The following is a 20,014-nucleotide window of genomic DNA, read 5'->3' as shown; positions in this document are numbered from 1 at the left end:
AATAATCTTATTTTATAGTGAATATATCATGTTTTTTCATAAACATAGATCATTTAGTTTTCACCAACTCCTGTAAAATAGCTTTATTCTTCTTCAAAACGGAAATGTAGAAAGTCTTGGTAGCTTCTTTGTCCGAGATAGGAATCTGGATACGTTGACTATTCACAGTGGATTCTTCAGTGTTTTGTTGAGTAATATTGGTAGAAAAAGTTGGTAATTCAGAAGCATTTACCAAATCAACAAAGGCTACCCAATCTTTTTGAACAATAAACTTTGTTTGCGTCAGTTGATTGACTAATGGCTGCCAAATGCCTAGATCCGATCCGCAGCAGCATAGTCAAATTAGCCAATTCTGCAAGTTTTATCTCTTTTCGTGTGGCATACGGGTGAGTCAAGGGAACGGATAAGTAAAGTTGCTCCATGAAAAGCCCCATGGAAAGAATATGCTCTTTTTGATAGGATAGTCTGTTACAATGAAGTGAACGTTTTCGTCATCCAGAGCTTTTTCCAATTCGTCATTCGTCTTTTGCTCAATTTGAATGTGTTGTTCCAAGCCCTTTTCTTTTATACGACTTTCCAGTTCAAAGATGGCTCCCGGCGCATTAACACCACCAAAAATAGTACTTTCTTTTAATGCAAAATGTTGTACATCATCGAGAAATTTTTGTTTTTGTTTCAGAAATTTTTTGGTTAGTTTAACTGTTTGATGACCGGTTTCCGTGAAACTTAATTTATTTTTTCTTCGCTCAAAAAGAGTAACTCCCAATTCATCTTCCAGCATTTGCATATTTCGAGTTAAGGATAGCTGAGAGATGAGTAGGACTTCGGCTGCCTTAGACAAGGTAAAACAATGAGTTGCTCCAAGTGTTGTAAATTCAGCATGATGTCTCCTTTTTGATCAATGAATTGGACAGTTTTAACTATAGGTAAAATGAATACTAATATTATCTATCGTTATTGTGCAATTTTTTATTTGTCTTGTAAAATGAAAGCAGAGAGTAGCACAAGTCATTCAAAACTATTCAAGTTCTATGCAAACCTTTTCAATTCGTAAAAAATCTGATATAATAAGAATGAAAAAAAGTTATTAGAGGAGAGTAGCATGTCTAAAAAAATTATTGGGATTGACCTAGGTGGTACATCTGTGAAGTTTGCGATTCTGACCCAAGAAGGAGAAGTTCAAGAAAAATGGTCTATTAAGACAAATATTTTAGATGAAGGCAGTCATATTGTTGATGATATGATTGAATCGATCAACCATCGCTTGAAATTATTAAACCTTTCAGCTGAAGATTTCATTGGAATTGGTATGGGTTCTCCTGGTGTCGTGGATCGTGAAAAAGGAACTGTTATCGGAGCTTACAACTTAAACTGGAAAACCCTTCAACCCGTAAAAGAAAAAATTGAAAAAGCGACTGGCATTCCTTTCTTTATTGATAATGATGCGAATGTAGCTGCGCTTGGCGAACGTTGGAAAGGTGCTGGTGAAAACCAACCAGATGTCGTCTTTATGACACTTGGGACAGGTGTCGGTGGTGGCATTGTTGCGGAAGGAAAACTACTGCATGGTGTAGCTGGAGCAGCCGGAGAATTGGGACATATCACAGTTGATTTTGACCAGCCGATTCTCTGTACTTGTGGCAAAAAAGGTTGCCTAGAAACTGTAGCTTCTGCAACGGGAATTGTCAATTTAACGCGTCGCTACGCTGATGAATATGCTGGTGATGCAGAGCTGAAAAAATTGATTGATAACGGTGAAGACGTTAATGCAAAAATTGTCTTTGATTTGGCTAAAGCTGGTGATGAACTAGCCCTCATTGTTTATCGCAATTTTGCACGTTATCTTGGTATAGCTTGTGCGAATATCGGATCTATCTTAAATCCGTCAACAATTGTCATTGGTGGTGGCGTCTCTGCAGCAGGTGAATTTTTGCTAGACGGTGTTCGTAAGGTCTATGAAGAAAATTCTTTCCCTCAAGTGCGTACATCAACAAAACTTGCACTTGCAACGCTTGGAAATGATGCAGGCGTCATTGGAGCAGCTTCATTGGTTCTTCAATAATTCGCTAAAATGGAAGAATAATCCGAATAAGGCATTTACAATTATTATAGAATTTGTTATAATATTAGTTAGTGCGCAATGGAAGCACTAGAAAACGACTAATCCGCTGTGGTCTTGAACTGCAAGATTAGTAAGATAGGAGAAGAAAAATGAATCCATTAATCCAAAGTTTGACTGAAGGTCAACTTCGTACTGATATTCCTGCATTCCGTCCTGGTGACACTGTTCGTGTTCATGCGAAAGTTGTCGAAGGAAATCGCGAACGTATCCAAATTTTCGAAGGTGTGGTTATCGCTCGTAAAGGTGCTGGTATTTCAGAAAACTATACTGTTCGTAAAATCTCTAACGGTGTAGGTGTTGAACGTATCTTCCCACTTCACACACCACGTGTTGAAAAGATTGAAGTAGTGCGTTACGGTAAAGTACGTCGTGCGAAATTGTATTACCTTCGTGCATTGCAAGGTAAAGCAGCGCGTATCAAAGAAATTCGCCGTTAATGTAGAATTAACTCTGTCACTTGGCAGAGTTTTTCTCTAGTCCCCTTAGTTCAATGGATATAACAACTCCCTCCTAAGGAGTAGTTGCTGGTTCGATTCCGGCAGGGGACATAATGTGTCCTCAAAAGTCCTTATTGTTGAAGGGCTTTTGTGTTTTTTGAGTTCAATATTTGCTTGTTATTCTCAATAAAATATAAAAGTAAACTTTGTTTTGGAAACATCTGACTGAAAGGATAAGAATATGAAGGCTTATTTTATTGGAGGACTAGGCTGCAATTGCTATTATCCCCAGGACTTTTTTAATGCACTGTCTTTTCCAGTTACTTATCTAGATATTTATGATTCTAGGTTGGAAGAGCAACTGATTTCATTACAGGCGTTGAAAGATTGGTTTATGGCACAAGTTGATATGGATGACGATATTCTGTTAATAGCCCATTCTTTGGGAGCAGATTTAGCAGTTTATCTAACAAGTGTCTATGATAAAATTACGCATCTCGTCTTATTAGATGGTGGATACATTAATATGGATAAAATTTGCCCTTTGAATGTAGAAATTGAAGATTCTCTGAATTATCTTCAAACGAGTGTTTATGAAAGCCTAAAGAAAGCTGTTATAACTGAAAAACAAAGCTCTGCTGTATGGTCAGAAGATTTGGAGAGGGCGGCAAAAGAAAGTTTTGTTTTTGATAAAGTTCAAAAACATTGGCATTTAAGCTTATCTAAAAAGTTAATGACTCATTTATTGACAATAAGACGGCAAGCTTTTAGAAATTTGTCCTTTTTGAAAAATAAAAATGCAATTTTGTTCATTCCAGAAATAAATAAGGAAACGCCAATTTGGAAAAAGAGGGCTATACAGACCATCCCGAACTTTCTAAACCTCATAGAAATGACTAGCTGTAGTCATTCATTGTATATGGAAAAACCGAAAGAATAGCAGCATTACTTGAAGATAAAATGGAAATTAGGTCACTCTTTTGAGAAAAGAGACTATGCTCTTTGCCTTTTCTAGGACAAGTTTTATGAGATAATCTTCTAAACTAAATTGGAATATTCTGATTTAGTTTTTTCTTTTTATATTTTGTGTATCATTTTACTATTTTCTCTCTTTATTTTTAGTTTCTTTTAAGAAAAAATTCAGTCACTTTTAAGAAAAAGTAGATATGATAGTTCCATTCAAAAGAAAGGACGTGATGAGATGAAAAACTCAAAGTTAAATTTGTTTGTCTGATAAATTTTGGCATCAAAGAAGTTATTGTGGCAATACTCTTTGGAATGCAATCTCTGATCGCTTAAAAATAGAAAGAAGGAATTTGATAAAAATGAAACAAGAGAACACAAGGAAGAGAGAGAAGATGATCATGGTTGAAAAAAGTACCAAATGGTGGATGACTGTTGTAGCGAGCGGATCACTCGCTGTTGGTCTTCTCGGTGGGCTAGGCATTGGCTCTTTAGCAACAAATGCACTCAATCAGCAGGCAAAAGTACAGACAAGCACAACAACTCAGGCACAGAATAACCAGCAACAGGGGAACCAAAATCAAGGTGGTCCAGGAATGCCTCCAGGTGGACAACAAAACGGAAATAACCAAGGTGGTCCAAATGGAATGCCACCCCAACAAAATGGCAACCAAAGTGACAATAGTAATAGCCAAAATGGCTCAGGAAACAGTAATAACTCAAAGAAAAAAGCTCCATCAAATGCTGACGGTTCAACCAAATCAGATAAGAATAGTAGCACGACAGAAAATAATGATTCAAATACAACAAATTCTTAATATTTCAGAGGAAGTCATGATATAATAGAATCAAAACGTTAGTAGATTGATTTTCAAAAAGGTGAAGTGAGAAGAAGTCTTTACTTGTACTTGGTTCACGATTAAAGGAGTGGGCAGAACTAAACATTCAAAATGTTTAGTTCGTGATCTTATCCCCTCAAGCCTCAAAGTGCTGTTTTGAGCAATCTGCTACTGCATCGTTAGTTTAGTGCATAACGAATTTTGAAACTAGGAACTTTTGTTCCAGACTTATATTTTAGAAGGAAAAGCGTATGATTAAGATTCTATTAGTGGAAGACGACCTCGGTCTATCTAATTCAGTATTTGACTTTTTGGATGATTTTGCAGATGTCATGCAAGTTTTTGACGGTGAGGAAGGATTGTACGAGGCTGAGAGTGGCGTGTACGACCTTATATTGCTTGATTTGATGTTGCCAGAAAAAGACGGCTTCCAAGTCTTGAAAGAATTGCGTGAAAAAGGTGTCACAACTCCTGTGCTAATCATGACAGCCAAAGAAAGTTTGAATGATAAAGGACATGGTTTTGAACTGGGTGCTGATGATTATTTGACCAAGCCATTTTATCTAGAAGAGTTAAAAATGCGGATTCAAGCTCTGTTGAAGCGTTCTGGCAAGTTCAATGAAAACACCCTTTCTTATGGCGATGTCACTGTTAATTTATCAACTAACACAACACTTGTAGACGGAAATGAAGTAGAATTGCTCGGAAAAGAATTTGACTTGCTGGTGTATTTCTTGCAAAATCAAAATGTCATTTTGCCTAAGACACAGATTTTCGATCGCTTGTGGGGATTTGATAGTGATACAACGATTTCAGTCGTAGAAGTCTATGTTTCAAAAATCCGGAAAAAATTGAAAGGGACGACCTTTGCGAACAATCTTCAAACGCTTCGCAGCGTCGGATATATTTTAAAAGATGCTGAATAAACTAAAAAAAACATGGTATGCGGATGATTTTTCTTATTTCATTCGCAATTTTGGTATTTTTACTCTCATTTTCTCAGCCATGACTCTGATTATCATTCAGGTGATGCGCTCAAGCCTTTATACAACGGTCGATAATAACTTGAAAAGTCTCAGTCAGGATTCCGCTTCTGTCATCAATTTGGCGCTCGCTCGGAGAGTGGGGCTGGAACAGAAGTCAGACAACGGAGATCCTAAAGCCGATACGGGTGACAAAGAGCTTACTGATAAACCAAATGTCAGTGCCAATACGGAAGTTATCTTATTTGATAAGAATTACAAGCCGATTATTACTAGCAATAATTTTCTGGGACTTAACAAACTTTCCTTTAATAGCAAGCAATTGGATCGCATTCGGCAAGTCCAGGTAAAAAGCAATTATGGCCGAGAAGAAACCTATCGGACGATTTTATTTAAGGTGAAATTGCCTAATTTGGAAACGAACGTTAAATACGCAGCCGTCTTTATCAATATCAGCCAATTGGAACAAACCAGTCAAAATCATGAGCATCTAATAGTCGTGGTAATGATTAGTTTCTGGGGAATTTCTTTGATTGCAAGTGTCTATCTGGCTCGGGTTAGCGTAAAACCTTTGTTGGAGAGTATTCAAAAGCAAAAGAACTTTGTTGAAAATGCTAGTCACGAGTTGCGGACGCCTCTAGCAGTTTTGCAAAATCGTTTGGAAACCTTGTTTAGAAAACCAGAAGCCACCATTATGGAATCAAGCGAAAGTATTGCTTCTAGTTTGGATGAAGTGCGAAACATGAAAATGTTGACGACAAATCTACTCAATCTAGCACGACGCGATGACGGGATTAAACCAGAAATTGGCGATGTCGAGCCAAATTTCTTTAATACGACCTTTACCAACTATGAAATGGTTGCCGCAGAAAATGGGAAAACTTTCCGATTTGACAATAGGATTCACCGTATGATTAAAACAGACAAGACCTTGCTGAAGCAATTGATGACAATTCTGTTTGATAATGCCTTGAAATATACAGATGAAGACGGTGTAATTGAGTTGACGATTTCAGCGAATGACCGGACCCTTTTTTTGAAAGTTGCAGATAATGGTCCGGGGATTAGCACGGCAGATAAGAAAAAGATTTTTGATCGTTTTTATCGTGTTGATAAAGCACGGACTCGGCAGACAGGCGGTTTTGGTCTAGGCTTGTCGCTTGCAAAGCAAATCACAGAAGCCCTTAAAGGGACTATTACGGTGAAAGATAATAAGCCGAAAGGAACCATTTTTGAGGTGAAGATTGCCATTAGAACGGACAATAGAAAGAAAAAATAAGTCAGGAATAACTTGTATCCATAGGGGGAAGGTTGTTTCGGAAGATGAGAAAAACACGAACAAAGTCAGGATTAGTAGTTGGCTATCTTGATCTGTTCGTGTTTTTATCTTGTTTAAAAGCAGAGTTGAATGGTTGAGGCTGGGATGCCAACGTTGCTTTCGTCAGCCGAGCTGACTGACTGCCTGAGTTTTAGTTTATGCTGTCAGCCGAGCGGACGAGTTGTCTAACTTTTAGTTTATGCTGTCAGCCGGGCGGACGAGTTGCCTGACTTTTAGTTTATGCTGTCAGCCGGGCGGCGGACAAGACTCCCAACTTTCGGTTTGCTTTGTCGCCCTAATCGACAGAGAGAACGAATTTTGGTTTCAATCTTGCTGTGTTCTTTATTTTATTGCACAGACCAGACACTAACTGACTTTTCTGCAACTGGGAAATCTGCCCAGCCGTCTTTTTTGATTGTCACGATTGAAGAGCTGTTTCCTAAGTAATCTTTGAACTCCTTACCAGCCCAATTTTCACCAACATACATGCGTTTTGAATTTGCTTGGTCGTTACTTATGATGACAGCAATTGGTTGTCCGTTGTCTTTTCCTGAACGAGTCCAAGCGATACAATGCTCGTCATCAAAATAATCAGTCTGTTCACCATAGGCTAAGTTGAGCCGAATGTCTAACAGTTTATCTAGGACTTCTTGGAAACTTTGTTGAGCGAACTCGCCGTTGATACCATAGTAATCTCCGTAGAACACACAAGGAAGCCCAGCTTCACGAAGCAAAATAAGCGCATAAGCAGCAGGTTTAAACCATTCTTCAACAGTTGATTCTAGCGCTTGTCCACGTTGTGTGTCGTGATTATCGACAAAAGTAACAGCCGATTTAGGGTGGTTTTTGACAAGCGTTTGTTCAAAAATATTTCGCAAATCATAGTCCGCCCCAGCACGGCTAGCATCAAATAAGTTGTGGTGCAGTTTGACATCTACGAGATCAAAACGATAGTCAATACTTCCTAAATAATCGTTATTTGCAGTTTCATCACCATTCCAAAACTCTCCGAAGACATAGAAATCTTCTCCATACTTCGCCATAATGTCGCGGATAAAATTTCCCATAAAGAAAGAGTCAATATGCTTAATAGCGTCCAATCTAAAGCCATGAATGCCGGTCGTTTCGATAAACCAATCTGCCCAATCATAAAGGTTTTGAATGACTTCTGGGTGCTTAAAATCAAGGTCAGCGTACATGAGATAGTCGAAATTTCCATTTTCATTGTCTACTAAGTCATCATCAGCCCAACCTTTGTTGTCCCCTTGAATGAGGTAAATCCCTGATTTATTTCGCTTAGCGTCATAATCCGTTCCTGTAAAGTGGTACCAATGCCATTCAAAATCATTGTATTTTTTATGGCGACCAGGGAATGTGAACTTGGTCCAGCCTTTTATTTCAAAAGGTTCAGAGAGGGCGACTGTACGATCATTTGGGTCAACTTCAATAACAGTAAATCTCTCTTTGTAATCTGCTGCCGCCTTGTGATTTAAAACGATATCTGCAATGGGCTCAATCCCATTTTCTTTGAGTGCTGAGATAGCCTTCAAATAGTCTTTCTTAAAGCCATACTTTGTCCGAACGGTTCCCTTTTGGTCAAATTCGCCCAAGTCAAATAAGTCATAAATGCCGTAGCCGACATCATTAGAACTAGTTGCTTTGAAAGCAGGTGGCATCCAAACCTTGCGAATGCCTTTAGAAGCTAGATGTGGAGCGTCTGTAGCCAAACGATTCCAATGTTGCCCGTCATTTGGTAGATACCATTCAAAATATTGCATTAATGTTTGATTTTTCATACGAGATACCTCTTTCTTGTCTTGTTGGCTATTATTTTAGCAAAATAATCTTTACAACGCAAACGTTTGCGTAAATTTTATAGAGTCAAAGGATGAAAAAAAGATTGAAACGATGATTGTTGAGGTATATAATAAGGCTAGTGAGCTATTTTTATAAAAAGTTGAAGGAGCCATTGATGAAAAATAGGATTCAAGATATTTTTGACAAGAGCATGGCGATTGAGAGTTTCACGCATACGAGTTCAGAAAGAAATATTGAAAATTTTCTCAATCAATATATTGGCAGTTTGCCGTATTTTCAAGAGCATTCAGATTACTTTGGCACCTATCAGATTCCGGATGATATTTATCAGCGTAATGTTAATTGGGCTTTGGTAAAACGTCATCGTGCAGATACAGTAATTTTGTTTCACCACCATGATACAGTTGATATCGAGGACTTTGGCAATTTAAAAGAAATTGCTTTTGACAATGCTGCTTTGAAAAAGGCTTTAGCGAGTGCTTCATTAGGTCAAGATGTACTAGAAGATATCGGTTCTAACGAATGGCAGTTTGGTCGTGGGTCATGTGATATGAAAGCTGCATTGGCTTTGCAATTGGGAGTAGTAACAGAATATGCGAGCAAAGCAGAAGGAAAAGTGAATCTTCTTTATTTATCAGTTGGAGATGAGGAATCCTATTCTCAGGGAATGCGAGCTGCTGTAGGTTTGCTTGCTAATCTGAAAAAGAAATTTCATCTGAATTATATCTTGGCGATTGATTCAGAACCATTTGAAAGTCCTTCAGCTCAAGAAAAAGTATTGCATGTTGGAACAGTTGGGAAAATGATGCCTGTCGTGGTGACGCAGGGTATTCTATCCCACATGAAAGAACCTCTCAAGGGTATCAATGCTGTTTCACTCCTCGCAAAAGTAGTGGAAAAAATTGACCTTAATCCCTGCTTGTCGGATTCAATTTATGGAGAGCAAGCCCCTTTGCCTTCGTGGTCTTACATGCGTGATTTGAAGGAAAATTATGATGTGTCAACCGTTCTCAGAGCAGCAGGCTATTTTAGTGTTCTTTATTTAGATAAAAGTCCAAAAGAGCTGATGACGACGATTCAACAACTCTGCCAAGAAGCCATTGATGAGTTTTGTGAGCGTTATCAGGCTTTGCAGGTAACTTATAAAGAGGATAAAAAAGTCACAAAACCTCATGTATTGACTTATGAAGAGTTAATCCAGTTATGTCAAAAGAAGGCTGGATTTGAAGAATTTATGCAAAGGGTAAACCAATCTTCTCATGAAGCATTTCAAGCGGGTTCAAGCTATCAAGAAATAACCATTGCAACTGTTCAAAAGGTGTTAGATTTCTATGATAAAAAGGAAGCATTTGTTGTGCTGGCTATTGCGCCGCCTTATTATCCTTCTATGAATTGTCGGCATCTGAAAAATAGCGTGGTTGATATAGAAAAACTCATTGCACTTTATAGTGGATACTTATCTGACACAGAGACTGGTCATCTCGCAGTAGAAGAGTTCTTTATGGGAATCTGTGACATTAGTTATTGTGCTTTAGAAAAATCTGTTGAAGAATATCAGAAAATTATCGAGAGTATGACTGTTCCTGAACATTTATATTCGATTGATTTTGAGAAAATTCAGGACATCAATGTCCCCGGCATCAATCTGGGACCTTGGGGAAAAGATTTACATCAGTTAACAGAACGCGTCTATGAAAAGGATATGTTGGAGACGATTCCTCAATTTCTGTTATATTTGCTAGAACATATTGACAGTATTAAAAAATAAAAAAACAAGAGCTGTATTCTTAACTGAACTGAATATAGCTCTTGTTTTTTATGAAAATTGCTCTAAAAAGTTATCTAGTTCTTTTTGGTTATGAAGAACTATAAATTTGTAGGGATACATTTTTTGAAGTTTCTCATATCGTTTCCGAATGTTAGCAGTTCGTCCGTCATGTAAGATCCACCGGATAAATTCCCAGTCAAACTTTTCAGGGCAGCCTTGTGCCATACTGTCTCTGACCTTACCTCTGTTCTTGGAATAACGCTTTGCAGCCCGTAAAAGACAATTCCAACGCGAGAAATTTAAAAAAATAATTTGGTCTGCATGCTCCATTCTCTCTTCATAGCAACAGGAGCTGTAGTTTCCGTCTATCACCCAAGACAGATTCTCGTTTAAGAAAGTCTTGACTTGCTCTTGCATCCAGCTGCGGTCACTCATTTCCCAATTGGGTAGAAATTGTAGCGTGTCCAAATGAAGCAGTGAGATGTCATAATGTTTTGCTAAATATTTAGCAAGTGTAGACTTTCCAGAGCCGGAGTAGCCGATAATTGCGATTTTCATATAGAGCCTTTCTTACCGATGCAACAAAAAAAAGCTCCACTGAGCTCTTTTTTACGTTATGCAGATTATTTTGCAAGTTTGCTAGCAAGGCGTGCTTTATCGCGGCTCGCTTTGTTTTTGTGGATCAAACCTTTAGTTTCTGCTTTATCGATAGCTGAGCTTGCAGCGCGGAAAAGTTCTTCAGAAGGGTTTGCTTCAAATGCTTTAATTGCAGAACGCATAGCTGATTTTTGAGCTGAGTTTTTTTCGTTTTGTTTAACGTTTAATTCAGCGCGTTTGATAGCTGATTTAATATTTGCCAATGTTTTCACCTCCAATGATATACTAACTATCTAATTATATATGAAAAGTTGAGATTTGACAAGCCTTTTTATTTTTTTAAGTAAATTTCATCAATCTCATGATTTTCTGTTTTATGAAGAATAATTTCAGCTCGGTTGCGTGTGGGTTCGATATAATCTTGCAAATTCACAAGGTTAATCGACTTCCAGACATTTTGAGCGAATTCCATAACTTTACTTTCTGGCTGAGAAGTGAAAGGATGATAATAGTTATTTGGATCTTCTTTTGCTAAAGTGAGCAATTTTTTAAAGCGGTCCAGATACCAAGTTTCGATATTTTCAACTTCTGCATCCACGTAAATCGAAAAATCAAAGAAATCCGTCATATAGAGGCGTTCATTTTGTGGATTTTGGAAAACGTTGATACCCTCAACAATGACAAAATCTGTAGCTGTAACAGATTGTTTTTTATCAGGAACAATATCATAAATTTCATGTGAATAAACGGGAATCTGATAGTCTTGTCCATTTTTGATGTTGTCAAGGAAATCAAGTAGCAACTCCATGTTATAACTTTCTGGAAATCCTTTGCGCTTGAGGAGATTTTGCTCTTCCAAATGAGCATTAGGATAAAGAAATCCATCTGTTGTTACCAATTCAACAGTTGCATTTGAAAATGTCCGAGATAAAAGTATTTGCAACAGCCTACTAGTAGTAGATTTTCCAACAGCGACACTTCCAGAAACACCAATGATGAACGGTTGCCGCTTGCTTGCTTTCTGTAAAAAAATCCCTTTTGAGAATGCCAAATCCTCTTTTGAACGCTTGTAAATCTGAATAAGATTGGTTAAAGGGAGATAAACGTCTGTTACATCTTGAAGGCTAATCTTATCATTGAAACTTTTGATAGAATTCAATTCTTTTTGCGTCAAAGGCGGGGTTGTTTTACGATGCAGATTTTGCCAAGTTTTTCGACTAATTTTTTCAAAATGGATAAATTCGTTATTCATAGAGGACTCCTATTAATATGACCATTAGTATATCATAATTTTAAACAAATTGTAAACGGTTTACAAATAAAAGGTCTTTATGTTAAAATAGTTTTATGACTAAAATGTATTTCGCAGAAAATCCAGATGCAGAGCATGATATTCACGAATTGAAGGTTCAGCTTCTGGGTCAAAAGATGACTTTCTTGACTGATGCAGGAGTCTTTAGTAAGAAAATGATTGATTATGGAAGTCAAGTGCTTTTAAGATGTCTTGATTTTCATGAGCATGAAAGTATATTGGATGTTGGTTGTGGCTATGGAACATTGGGACTTACTTTAGTCAAGGCTAAAGGAGTTGAAGCAACGCTTGTTGATATAAATCAACGTGCTCTTGATTTAGCTCGTCAGAATGCTGATCGTAATCAAGTTCTAGCTACGATTTTTCAATCTAATCTTTATCAAAATGTAGAAGGGAGATTTCATCACATTATCAGCAATCCACCAATTCGAGCTGGGAAACAGGTCGTTCATGAGGTGATTACAGGAAGTTATACGCACTTACTAGACGGTGGGGATTTAACCATTGTTATTCAAAAAAAACAAGGTGCCCCAAGTGCCAAAGCCAAGATGGAAGAAGTTTTTGGAAACTGCGAAATTCTAAAAAAAGATAAGGGATATTATATCCTTAGAAGTAGGAAGGAAATATGAGAGCAGTTGATGTGATTCAGAAAAAGCGGGACGGCTTAGAATTAACCAGCGATGAAATCAAGTGGTTAATTGAAGGATATGTTGCCGGAACTGTGCCAGATTATCAAATGTCAGCTTTTGCAATGGCAGTATATTTTAAAGGCATGAGCACTCGCGAGATTTCTGATTTGACGATGACTATGGTAGGGACAGGTCAGCAAATTGATTTGTCAGCTATATCTGGCGTTAAGGTTGATAAGCATTCAACCGGAGGCGTAGGAGACAAGGTAACGCTTGTACTGGTGCCTTTGGTAGCTAGTTTTGGAATCCCTGTTGCTAAAATGAGCGGTCGTGGACTCGGTCACACAGGGGGAACGCTTGATAAATTAGAATCCATTAAAGGATTTCAAATTGAGCGCAGCCAAGAAGAATTTATTAAGCAAGTACAGGATATTGGACTATCCGTCATTGGTCAGTCAAATCAGTTGGTGAAAGCTGATAAGTTACTTTATGCTTTGCGTGATGTGACAGCTACCGTCGATACGATTCCTCTGATTGCAAGTTCTGTTATGAGCAAGAAAATTGCAGCTGGTGCGGATAGCATTTTGTTAGACGTGACAGTTGGGGAAGGCGCATTTATGAAAAATCTAGAAGATGCGCGTGCTCTAGCTCGTACTATGGTTGATTTAGGAAAGGCGGTTGGGCGTAGGACGACAGCAGTTATTACTGATATGAGCCAACCTCTGGGAACTAGCATTGGTAATCGTTTGGAAATCCTTGAAGCTTTGGATATTTTGCAAGGAAAAGGTCGGGAAGATGTGACTGAATTTATTTGTGAATTAGGTCAAATCATGCTCGGCTTAGCAAATGTCGAAAAAACTGTAGACGAGGTTCGAGAACATCTATTTAATGGTTCAGCTCTTCAAAAATTTGAAGCCATGGTTGCAGCGCAAGGTGGCGATTTAGAAGATTTGTACCGCCCTTCTTCAGCAAAATACGTTGTAGAAGTAACTGCAGATGAAGCTGGTTATATTTCTGAACTACCAGCGATGGAATTTGGTCTATTTGCTATGCGGATGGGTGCTGGCCGAGCTGTGAAAATGGATGCATTAGACTTTGAAACAGGAATTGTTTTTGAAAAGAAAGTCGGAGAATCAATCAAAATTGGTGAAATTGTCGCAAAAGTTTATGCAAATGAAAAAATTTCACAAGAACTAGTTACAGAATTCAAAAAAAATGTTAAAATAAGTAATGAGTCAAAAAAAGTTCAAGAGATTATTGAAGTAATCGCTTAACTTACAGGAGAACCGAAAATGAAGTTAAATAAATACATCGATCATACGCTTTTGAAACCAGATGCTCAACAAGAGCAAATTGAAAAATTGATTGAAGAAGCAAGAGAATATGATTTTGCAAGTGTTTGTGTTAATCCAACATGGGTCAGTTTTGCAACAGAAGGATTACGAGATACAGATGTTAAGGTTTGTACGGTTATTGGTTTCCCTTTGGGTGCAAATACACCTGCTGTAAAAGCTTTTGAGGCAAAAGATGCCATTAAGAACGGAGCAGACGAAGTAGACATGGTTATCAATATTGGTGCTTTGAAATCTCAAAATCTGGTGTTGGTAGAAGAAGATATTGCTGCTGTTGTGGAAGCAAGCGGTGACACACTTGTAAAAGTAATTATCGAAACTTGTTTGTTAACTGATGAAGAAAAAGTTGTAGCGTGTCAGTTAGCCCAAAAAGCTGGTGCAGACTTTGTAAAAACTTCAACTGGATTTTCAACAGGTGGAGCTACTGTTCATGATGTAGCATTGATGAGAAAGACAGTGGGTCCAGATATGGGTGTTAAAGCTTCAGGTGGGGCTCGTTCGTATGAAGATGCAGTTGCATTTATTGAAGCAGGCGCAACGCGTATCGGAGCTTCTTCTGGTGTAGCCATTATGAAAGGAGAAAAAGCTAGTGGCGACTACTGAGTTGATTGATCTAGCTATTGAGACAAGTAAAAAGGCCTACGTTCCTTATTCTCATTTTCCAATTGGTGCCGTACTAGTAGCAAAAAATGGTCAGATTTTTACAGGTGTGAACATTGAAAATGCTAGTTTTGGTTTGACAAATTGCGGGGAACGCACAGCTATTTTTAAAGCGGTTTCTGAAGGCGTCACAGACTTTGAGGAGTTAATCGTCTACGGTGAAACCGAACAGCATGTTTCTCCATGCGGAGCTTGTCGACAAGTAATGGCCGAATTTTTTTCTAAGGATTTAAAGGTAACGCTTGTTGCCAAAGATAAATCGACGGTCGTGATGACGGTCAAGGAATTACTTCCATATTCTTTTACTAACTTAGACTAGTTAGTAAAAAAGGTCATTTGACCATAGTTAATCTTGCAACGTTGTTGCACATCTTATTTAGGAGGTTCAGAGATGAACAAGAAACAATGGCTAGGCCTTGGTCTAGTAGCTGTCGCAGCAATTGGACTTGCTGCATGTGGTAACCGTGCATCTAAATCAGATAATAAAGATGCAAAGACGGATTTGAAAGCTGCAATTGTTACAGATACAGGTGGTGTAGATGATAAATCATTTAACCAATCTGCTTGGGAAGGTTTGCAAGCTTGGGGTAAAGAAAATGGATTGACAAAAGACCATGGCTTTACTTACTTCCAATCTACAAACGAATCTGAATACGCTACAAACCTTGAGCAAGCTGCTTCTAGCAATTACAAATTAGTATTTGGTATTGGATTTGCTCTTCGTAATGCAGTAGAATCTGCTGCAAAGGATCACTCTGATATTAACTATGTTATTATTGATGATGAAATTAAAGGTCAAAAGAATGTAGCTTCTGCACTCTTTGCAGATAACGAAGCTGCTTACCTTGCTGGTGTGGCTGCAGCCAAAACAACTAAAACAAAAATGATTGGTTTTGTTGGTGGTATCAAAGGTGCTGTATTAACTCGTTTTGAAAAAGGTTTTGAAGCTGGTGTGAAATCAGTAGATCCTTCTATTAAGATTGATGTGAAATACGCTGAAAGCTTTGGAGATGCTTCTAAAGGGAAGACGATTGCAGCAGCTCAATATGCAGCTGGTGCAGATGTTGTTTATCAAGTAGCCGGTGGTACTGGTGCTGGTGTATTCAACGAAGCAAAATCTATCAACGAAACTAGAAATGAATCTGACAAAGTTTGGGTTATCGGTGTTGACCGCGACCAAAACGATGAAGGTAAATACAAATCTAAAGACGGCAAAGAATCTAACTTTGTTTTGGCATCTAGCTTGAAAAAAGTTGGTGGTACTGTAAAAGATATTGCTAACAAAACAGCAAAAGATAAATTCCCAGGAGGAAAAACTACAACTTACGGTCTGAAAGACGGTGGGGTAGATTTGACAACTAAGAACTTATCAGATGATGCTAAAAAAGCTGTTGAAGATGCAAAAGCAAAAATCCTTGACGGAAGTATTAAAGTTCCTACAGAATAAATAATAACCTGATACTCAAGAAGCGACCTTCGTGGGTCGCTTTTTTGAGATTGAGACAGCTTTTGTCTCAGTAAAGCTGGCTAATCTTTTAGTGAGTTTTACTGAAATAAAATAATTTCTGAAAGGAATCAATCATATGGCACATGAGAATGTCATTGAAATGCACGAAATAACCAAGATTTTTGGTGAATTTGTCGCAAATGATAAAATCAACTTAAATCTAAGACGCGGTGAAATTCATGCACTTTTAGGAGAAAACGGAGCGGGCAAGTCTACTCTGATGAATATGTTGGCTGGCTTGCTTGAGCCAACAAGTGGTGAGATTACTGTGAATGGAAAATCAGTGACAATTGATTCTCCATCGAAATCAGCATCTTTAGGAATTGGAATGGTTCACCAGCATTTCATGCTGGTAGAGGCTTTTACGGTTGCTGAAAATATCATTTTGGGTAGTGAAACGACCAAAAATGGTGTTTTAGATATTCGAAAGGCAATCAAAGACATCAAGGAACTATCCGAAAAATATGGTTTAGCTGTGGATCCGACTGCAAAAGTTGAAGATATTTCAGTCGGTGCGCAACAACGTGTTGAAATCTTGAAAACATTGTATCGTGGCGCAGATATCTTGATTTTTGACGAACCAACAGCAGTATTAACTCCTTCGGAAATTGAAGAACTAGAACATATCATGAAAAATCTAGTTAAGGAAGGAAAATCCATCATTTTGATTACGCACAAATTGGATGAAATCCGTGCTGTTTCTGATCGTGTCACTGTCATCCGTCGTGGTAAGAGTATTCAAACCGTTGAGATTGGTGGCGCAACGAATAAAGATCTTGCTGAAATGATGGTGGGACGTTCGGTATCCTTTACAACGGAAAAAGAAGCTTCAAATCCAAAAGAAGTTGTTCTATCTATTAAGGATTTGGTTGTGAATGAGAATCGTGGTGTGCCTGCTGTTAAAAATTTATCTTTGGATGTACGAGCTGGTGAAATTGTTGGGATTGCCGGGATTGATGGCAATGGACAAAGCGAGCTAGTTCAAGCAATCACAGGTCTTCGAAAGGTGAAATCAGGTAGCATTACCATTAAGGGTAAAGAAGTCGTTGGCTTATCTCCGCGGAAAATTACCGAAATGCAAGTTAGTCATGTGCCGGAAGACCGTCATCGTGATGGCTTGGTTTTAGATATGATGTTGTCTGAGAATATGGCTCTGCAAACTTATTACAAGGAGCCATTAAGCAAAAATGGAATTTTGAATTACAATAATATCACTTCTTATGCACGAAAGTTAATGGATGAATTTGATGTTCGGGCTGCAAGTGAAAGTGTTCCAGCATCTGCTCTTTCAGGAGGAAATCAACAAAAAGCCATTATTGCTCGTGAAATAGACCGCAATCCTGACCTTTTAATCGTTAGTCAGCCAACTCGTGGATTAGACGTCGGAGCGATTGAATACATTCATAAACGTTTGATTGAAGAACGTGATAAGGGTAAAGCAGTACTTGTTGTCAGCTTTGAATTAGATGAAATCCTGAATGTTTCAGACCGTATCGCTGTTATCCATGATGGTAAGATTCAAGGTATTGTTACCCCAGCAGAAACAAATAAACAAGAGTTGGGTATCTTGATGGCTGGTGGTGAAATTAAGAAGGGAGATTCAAATGACTAAGAAAACACAGCAAATTGCGGTGCCTTTGATTTCCGTTGTTCTTGGAATTTTACTCGGTGCCATTATCATGTGGATTTTTGGCTATGATGCTATCTGGGGTTATGAAGAGTTGTTCAAAGCTGCTTTTGGTACTATCCGCAGTATTGGTGAAATTTTCCGTGCAATGGGTCCACTTATTTTAATTGCTCTTGGGTTTGCAGTAGCAAGTCGGGCTGGATTCTTTAATGTCGGCTTGCCAGGGCAAGCTTTAGCTGGTTGGATTTTGAGTGGCTGGTTTGCACTTTCATTTCCTAATCTTCCTCGTCCAATTATGATTCTTTCTACAGTTGTCATTGCAGCAGTAGCTGGTGGGATTATCGGTGCTATTCCTGGTATTCTTCGTGCTTATTTGGGAACGAGTGAAGTTATCGTTACGATTATGATGAACTACATCGTTCTTTATGTTGGAAATGCAATGATTCATAGTTTCCCAAAAAGTGTTATGCAAAGTATTGACTCAAGTGTTAAAGTTGGAGCTAATGCAACCTATCAAACAGAATGGCTACGAGCATTGACCAATAATTCACGGATGAATATCGGAATCTTCTTTGCGGTCATTGCAGTTGTCCTTATTTGGTTTATGCTGAAAAAAACAACGCTTGGATTTGAAATCCGTTCTGTCGGGCTAAATCCAAATGCGAGTGAATATGCAGGGATGTCTGCTAAAAGAACAATTATCCTTTCAATGATTATCTCAGGTGCTCTTGCCGGTGTCGGAGGTGTTGTTGAAGGACTTGGAACTTTCCAAAATGTCTATGTACAAGGAAGTTCCCTAGCTGTCGGTTTTAATGGTATGGCCGTTAGCTTGCTGGCAAATAATTCACCAATTGGTATTCTCTTTGCAGCATTCTTATTTGCCGTGCTTCAAGTCGGAGCTCCAGGTATGAACACCGCAACGATTCCAGCGGAATTGGTCAATATTGTAACAGCATCAATTATTTTCTTTGTAAGTATTCATTACATCATTGAACACTTTATCAAACCAAGAAAACAAGCAAAAGTAAAGGGAGGAAAATAAGATGAATTTTGTAACAATGTTAAGTCTGTTAGTTTCCTCTATGCTGATTTATGCGGCACCTTTAATCTTTACTAGTATCGGTGGTGCCTTCTCAGAGCATGCTGGGATTGTCAATGTCGGACTTGAAGGTATTATGGTTATGGGAGCTTTCTCAGGAGTTGTCTTTAACCTTACTTTTGTGAATACCTTTGGAAGTTTAACTCCTTGGTTAGCACTTTTAGTCGGTGGTATTGTGGGACTAATTTTCTCACTCATTCATGCTGTAGCGACTATCAATTTCCGTGCGGACCACGTTGTCAGTGGTACAGTGCTCAATTTGATGGCGCCTGCGTTAGCGATTTTCTTGGTAAAAGCTTTCTATAATAAAGGGCAAACAGATAATATTCAAGTATCATTTGGTAAATTTAATTTTCCACTATTATCAGATATTCCAGTCATTGGAGATATCTTCTTTAAACATACCAGCTTAATGGGGTATATTGCAGTTGCATTTGCTTTCCTAGCATGGTTCATTATGTTTAAGACGAAATTTGGGCTTCGTTTGCGCTCCGTAGGGGAACACCCACAAGCGGCAGACACCCTCGGTATCAATGTTTATCTCATGCGTTATTACGGTGTGATGATTTCAGGTTTTCTTGGCGGTGTTGGTGGAGCGATTTATGCACAATCTATTTCCGTAAATTTCGCTGCTACAACCATTATCGGACCAGGATTCATCTCACTGGCTGCTATGATTTTTGGTAAATGGAATCCAATTGGCGCTATGCTTTCAAGTTTATTCTTTGGACTATCTCAAAGTTTGGCCGTTATCGGAAGTCAATTACCATTCCTATCACATGTACCAGCTGTGTACCTACAAATTGCACCTTATGTATTGACTATTGTTGTGTTGGCAGCATTCTTCGGAAAAGCTGTTGCACCAAAAGCAGACGGTGTCAATTATATTAAATCAAAATAAACTATTGCAAAAAGCCAAGTTACTTTTCAAAGTAGCCTGGCTTTTTTGATAAGATAAATTGCAAGAATAAGTGCAACATTTA

The 20,014-nt window shown here is 38.3% G+C and carries 20 protein-coding genes and 1 tRNA gene; 16 read left to right on the top strand and 5 right to left on the bottom strand.

What is annotated here, in order from left to right; genetic code table 11:
• Positions 1-391: 391 nt before the first annotated feature.
• The gene (locus tag HMPREF2984_RS09825; protein ID WP_003027902.1) at positions 392-787 is read right to left on the bottom strand and encodes a helix-turn-helix domain-containing protein; all 396 of its coding nucleotides are present in this window, start codon (positions 785-787) and stop codon (positions 392-394) included.
• A gap of 315 nt (positions 788-1,102) precedes the next feature.
• Here HMPREF2984_RS09825 and HMPREF2984_RS00520 point away from each other — a divergent pair, with 315 nt between their 5' ends.
• The 7 genes from HMPREF2984_RS00520 to HMPREF2984_RS00490 all read left to right on the top strand — a co-directional run bounded on the left by HMPREF2984_RS00520 (position 1,103) and on the right by HMPREF2984_RS00490 (position 6,623).
• The gene (locus tag HMPREF2984_RS00520; RefSeq protein WP_003027901.1) at positions 1,103-2,062 is read left to right on the top strand and encodes an ROK family glucokinase; all 960 of its coding nucleotides are present in this window, start codon (positions 1,103-1,105) and stop codon (positions 2,060-2,062) included.
• A gap of 149 nt (positions 2,063-2,211) precedes the next feature.
• The gene (rplS, locus tag HMPREF2984_RS00515) at positions 2,212-2,559 is read left to right on the top strand and encodes a 50S ribosomal protein L19 (protein WP_003024326.1); all 348 of its coding nucleotides are present in this window, start codon (positions 2,212-2,214) and stop codon (positions 2,557-2,559) included.
• 39 nt (positions 2,560-2,598) lie between these two features.
• Positions 2,599-2,670: transfer RNA gene (locus tag HMPREF2984_RS00510), tRNA-Arg, on the top strand.
• 130 nt (positions 2,671-2,800) lie between these two features.
• Positions 2,801-3,499: an alpha/beta fold hydrolase gene (locus HMPREF2984_RS00505; RefSeq protein WP_059220783.1), complete on the top strand. Its 699-nt coding sequence runs from the start codon at positions 2,801-2,803 to the stop codon at positions 3,497-3,499.
• A 385-nt stretch (positions 3,500-3,884) separates the two neighbouring features.
• Complete coding sequence (locus HMPREF2984_RS00500) at positions 3,885-4,340, top strand: hypothetical protein (protein WP_049507117.1); 456 nt, start codon at positions 3,885-3,887, stop codon at positions 4,338-4,340.
• Between the two features lie 272 nt (positions 4,341-4,612).
• Positions 4,613-5,287, top strand: a complete 675-nt coding sequence (locus tag HMPREF2984_RS00495) for a response regulator transcription factor (protein WP_003024352.1) — start codon at positions 4,613-4,615, stop codon at positions 5,285-5,287.
• Positions 5,277-6,623, top strand: coding sequence for a sensor histidine kinase (locus HMPREF2984_RS00490; RefSeq protein WP_070669999.1), 1,347 nt, complete (start codon positions 5,277-5,279; stop codon positions 6,621-6,623). Before HMPREF2984_RS00495 ends, HMPREF2984_RS00490 begins: the two co-directional genes overlap by 11 nt.
• Positions 6,624-7,009: 386 nt before the next feature.
• Here the strand turns inward: HMPREF2984_RS00490 and HMPREF2984_RS00485 are convergent, their stop codons facing one another.
• Positions 7,010-8,458, bottom strand: a complete 1,449-nt coding sequence (locus tag HMPREF2984_RS00485) for an alpha-amylase (protein WP_070669997.1) — start codon at positions 8,456-8,458, stop codon at positions 7,010-7,012.
• Positions 8,459-8,634: 176 nt separating this feature from the next.
• On the opposite strand from HMPREF2984_RS00485, the gene HMPREF2984_RS00480 reads away from it, so the two are divergent.
• Entirely contained in the window at positions 8,635-10,248 is a 1,614-nt protein-coding gene (locus HMPREF2984_RS00480; RefSeq protein ID WP_070669994.1) for a M20/M25/M40 family metallo-hydrolase, read from the top strand.
• 48 nt (positions 10,249-10,296) lie between these two features.
• On the opposite strand, the gene HMPREF2984_RS00475 is transcribed toward HMPREF2984_RS00480, so the two are convergent.
• The 3 genes from HMPREF2984_RS00475 to coaA form a co-directional block, all read right to left on the bottom strand.
• The gene (locus tag HMPREF2984_RS00475) at positions 10,297-10,806 is read right to left on the bottom strand and encodes a DNA topology modulation protein (RefSeq protein WP_070669992.1); all 510 of its coding nucleotides are present in this window, start codon (positions 10,804-10,806) and stop codon (positions 10,297-10,299) included.
• 65 nt (positions 10,807-10,871) lie between these two features.
• Positions 10,872-11,123, bottom strand: a complete 252-nt coding sequence (gene rpsT, locus HMPREF2984_RS00470) for a 30S ribosomal protein S20 (RefSeq protein WP_020999623.1) — start codon at positions 11,121-11,123, stop codon at positions 10,872-10,874.
• 53 nt (positions 11,124-11,176) lie between these two features.
• Entirely contained in the window at positions 11,177-12,097 is a 921-nt protein-coding gene (gene coaA, locus HMPREF2984_RS00465) for a type I pantothenate kinase (RefSeq protein ID WP_049533158.1), read from the bottom strand.
• 95 nt (positions 12,098-12,192) lie between these two features.
• On the opposite strand from coaA, the gene HMPREF2984_RS00460 reads away from it, so the two are divergent.
• From HMPREF2984_RS00460 to HMPREF2984_RS00425, 8 genes are all read left to right on the top strand, one after another.
• Positions 12,193-12,786, top strand: a complete 594-nt coding sequence (locus HMPREF2984_RS00460) for a class I SAM-dependent methyltransferase (RefSeq protein WP_070669991.1) — start codon at positions 12,193-12,195, stop codon at positions 12,784-12,786.
• Positions 12,783-14,060: a pyrimidine-nucleoside phosphorylase gene (locus tag HMPREF2984_RS00455; protein WP_057489677.1), complete on the top strand. Its 1,278-nt coding sequence runs from the start codon at positions 12,783-12,785 to the stop codon at positions 14,058-14,060. The genes HMPREF2984_RS00460 and HMPREF2984_RS00455 overlap by 4 nt, the downstream gene beginning before the upstream one ends.
• Before the next feature lie 18 nt (positions 14,061-14,078).
• A complete protein-coding gene (gene deoC / locus HMPREF2984_RS00450) occupies positions 14,079-14,741 on the top strand; it encodes a deoxyribose-phosphate aldolase (protein ID WP_003042499.1) in 663 nt (220 codons plus the stop codon).
• Positions 14,728-15,117 (top strand): cytidine deaminase, encoded by a 390-nt coding sequence (locus HMPREF2984_RS00445; RefSeq protein ID WP_070669989.1) that lies wholly within the window; start codon positions 14,728-14,730, stop codon positions 15,115-15,117. Before deoC ends, HMPREF2984_RS00445 begins: the two co-directional genes overlap by 14 nt.
• A 72-nt stretch (positions 15,118-15,189) precedes the next feature.
• Positions 15,190-16,245 (top strand): BMP family lipoprotein, encoded by a 1,056-nt coding sequence (locus HMPREF2984_RS00440; RefSeq protein WP_003024369.1) that lies wholly within the window; start codon positions 15,190-15,192, stop codon positions 16,243-16,245.
• 136 nt (positions 16,246-16,381) lie between these two features.
• Positions 16,382-17,917: an ABC transporter ATP-binding protein gene (locus HMPREF2984_RS00435; protein ID WP_003024370.1), complete on the top strand. Its 1,536-nt coding sequence runs from the start codon at positions 16,382-16,384 to the stop codon at positions 17,915-17,917.
• On the top strand, positions 17,910-18,974 hold the full coding sequence (locus tag HMPREF2984_RS00430; protein WP_003042044.1) for an ABC transporter permease: 1,065 nt from the start codon (positions 17,910-17,912) through the stop codon (positions 18,972-18,974). The genes HMPREF2984_RS00435 and HMPREF2984_RS00430 overlap by 8 nt, the downstream gene beginning before the upstream one ends.
• 1 nt (position 18,975) lies before the next feature.
• Positions 18,976-19,932 (top strand): ABC transporter permease, encoded by a 957-nt coding sequence (locus HMPREF2984_RS00425; protein WP_003024372.1) that lies wholly within the window; start codon positions 18,976-18,978, stop codon positions 19,930-19,932.
• Positions 19,933-20,014 lie beyond the last annotated feature (82 nt).

Origin of the sequence: Streptococcus sp. HMSC066E07 (assembly GCF_001814695.1) — a bacterium.
Taxonomy (GTDB): domain Bacteria; phylum Bacillota; class Bacilli; order Lactobacillales; family Streptococcaceae; genus Streptococcus; species Streptococcus hominis.
The sequence above is the reverse complement of the archived record's forward strand: the minus strand, read 5'-3'. Positions and strand labels throughout refer to the sequence as shown.

Excerpts from the sequence above, each read along its gene's own strand:
- HMPREF2984_RS09825 (WP_003027902.1), bottom strand. The coding sequence starts at position 787 with ATGCAAATGCTGGAAGATGAATTGGGAGTTACTCTTTTTGAGCGAAGA.
- HMPREF2984_RS00520 (WP_003027901.1), top strand. The coding sequence starts at position 1,103 with ATGTCTAAAAAAATTATTGGGATTGACCTAGGTGGTACATCTGTGAAG.
- rplS (WP_003024326.1), top strand. The coding sequence starts at position 2,212 with ATGAATCCATTAATCCAAAGTTTGACTGAAGGTCAACTTCGTACTGAT.
- HMPREF2984_RS00505 (WP_059220783.1), top strand. The coding sequence starts at position 2,801 with ATGAAGGCTTATTTTATTGGAGGACTAGGCTGCAATTGCTATTATCCC.
- HMPREF2984_RS00500 (WP_049507117.1), top strand. The coding sequence starts at position 3,885 with ATGAAACAAGAGAACACAAGGAAGAGAGAGAAGATGATCATGGTTGAA.
- HMPREF2984_RS00495 (WP_003024352.1), top strand. The coding sequence starts at position 4,613 with ATGATTAAGATTCTATTAGTGGAAGACGACCTCGGTCTATCTAATTCA.
- HMPREF2984_RS00490 (WP_070669999.1), top strand. The coding sequence starts at position 5,277 with ATGCTGAATAAACTAAAAAAAACATGGTATGCGGATGATTTTTCTTAT.
- HMPREF2984_RS00485 (WP_070669997.1), bottom strand. The coding sequence starts at position 8,458 with ATGAAAAATCAAACATTAATGCAATATTTTGAATGGTATCTACCAAAT.
- HMPREF2984_RS00480 (WP_070669994.1), top strand. The coding sequence starts at position 8,635 with ATGAAAAATAGGATTCAAGATATTTTTGACAAGAGCATGGCGATTGAG.
- HMPREF2984_RS00475 (WP_070669992.1), bottom strand. The coding sequence starts at position 10,806 with ATGAAAATCGCAATTATCGGCTACTCCGGCTCTGGAAAGTCTACACTT.
- coaA (WP_049533158.1), bottom strand. The coding sequence starts at position 12,097 with ATGAATAACGAATTTATCCATTTTGAAAAAATTAGTCGAAAAACTTGG.
- HMPREF2984_RS00460 (WP_070669991.1), top strand. The coding sequence starts at position 12,193 with ATGACTAAAATGTATTTCGCAGAAAATCCAGATGCAGAGCATGATATT.
- HMPREF2984_RS00455 (WP_057489677.1), top strand. The coding sequence starts at position 12,783 with ATGAGAGCAGTTGATGTGATTCAGAAAAAGCGGGACGGCTTAGAATTA.
- deoC (WP_003042499.1), top strand. The coding sequence starts at position 14,079 with ATGAAGTTAAATAAATACATCGATCATACGCTTTTGAAACCAGATGCT.
- HMPREF2984_RS00440 (WP_003024369.1), top strand. The coding sequence starts at position 15,190 with ATGAACAAGAAACAATGGCTAGGCCTTGGTCTAGTAGCTGTCGCAGCA.
- HMPREF2984_RS00435 (WP_003024370.1), top strand. The coding sequence starts at position 16,382 with ATGGCACATGAGAATGTCATTGAAATGCACGAAATAACCAAGATTTTT.
- HMPREF2984_RS00430 (WP_003042044.1), top strand. The coding sequence starts at position 17,910 with ATGACTAAGAAAACACAGCAAATTGCGGTGCCTTTGATTTCCGTTGTT.
- HMPREF2984_RS00425 (WP_003024372.1), top strand. The coding sequence starts at position 18,976 with ATGAATTTTGTAACAATGTTAAGTCTGTTAGTTTCCTCTATGCTGATT.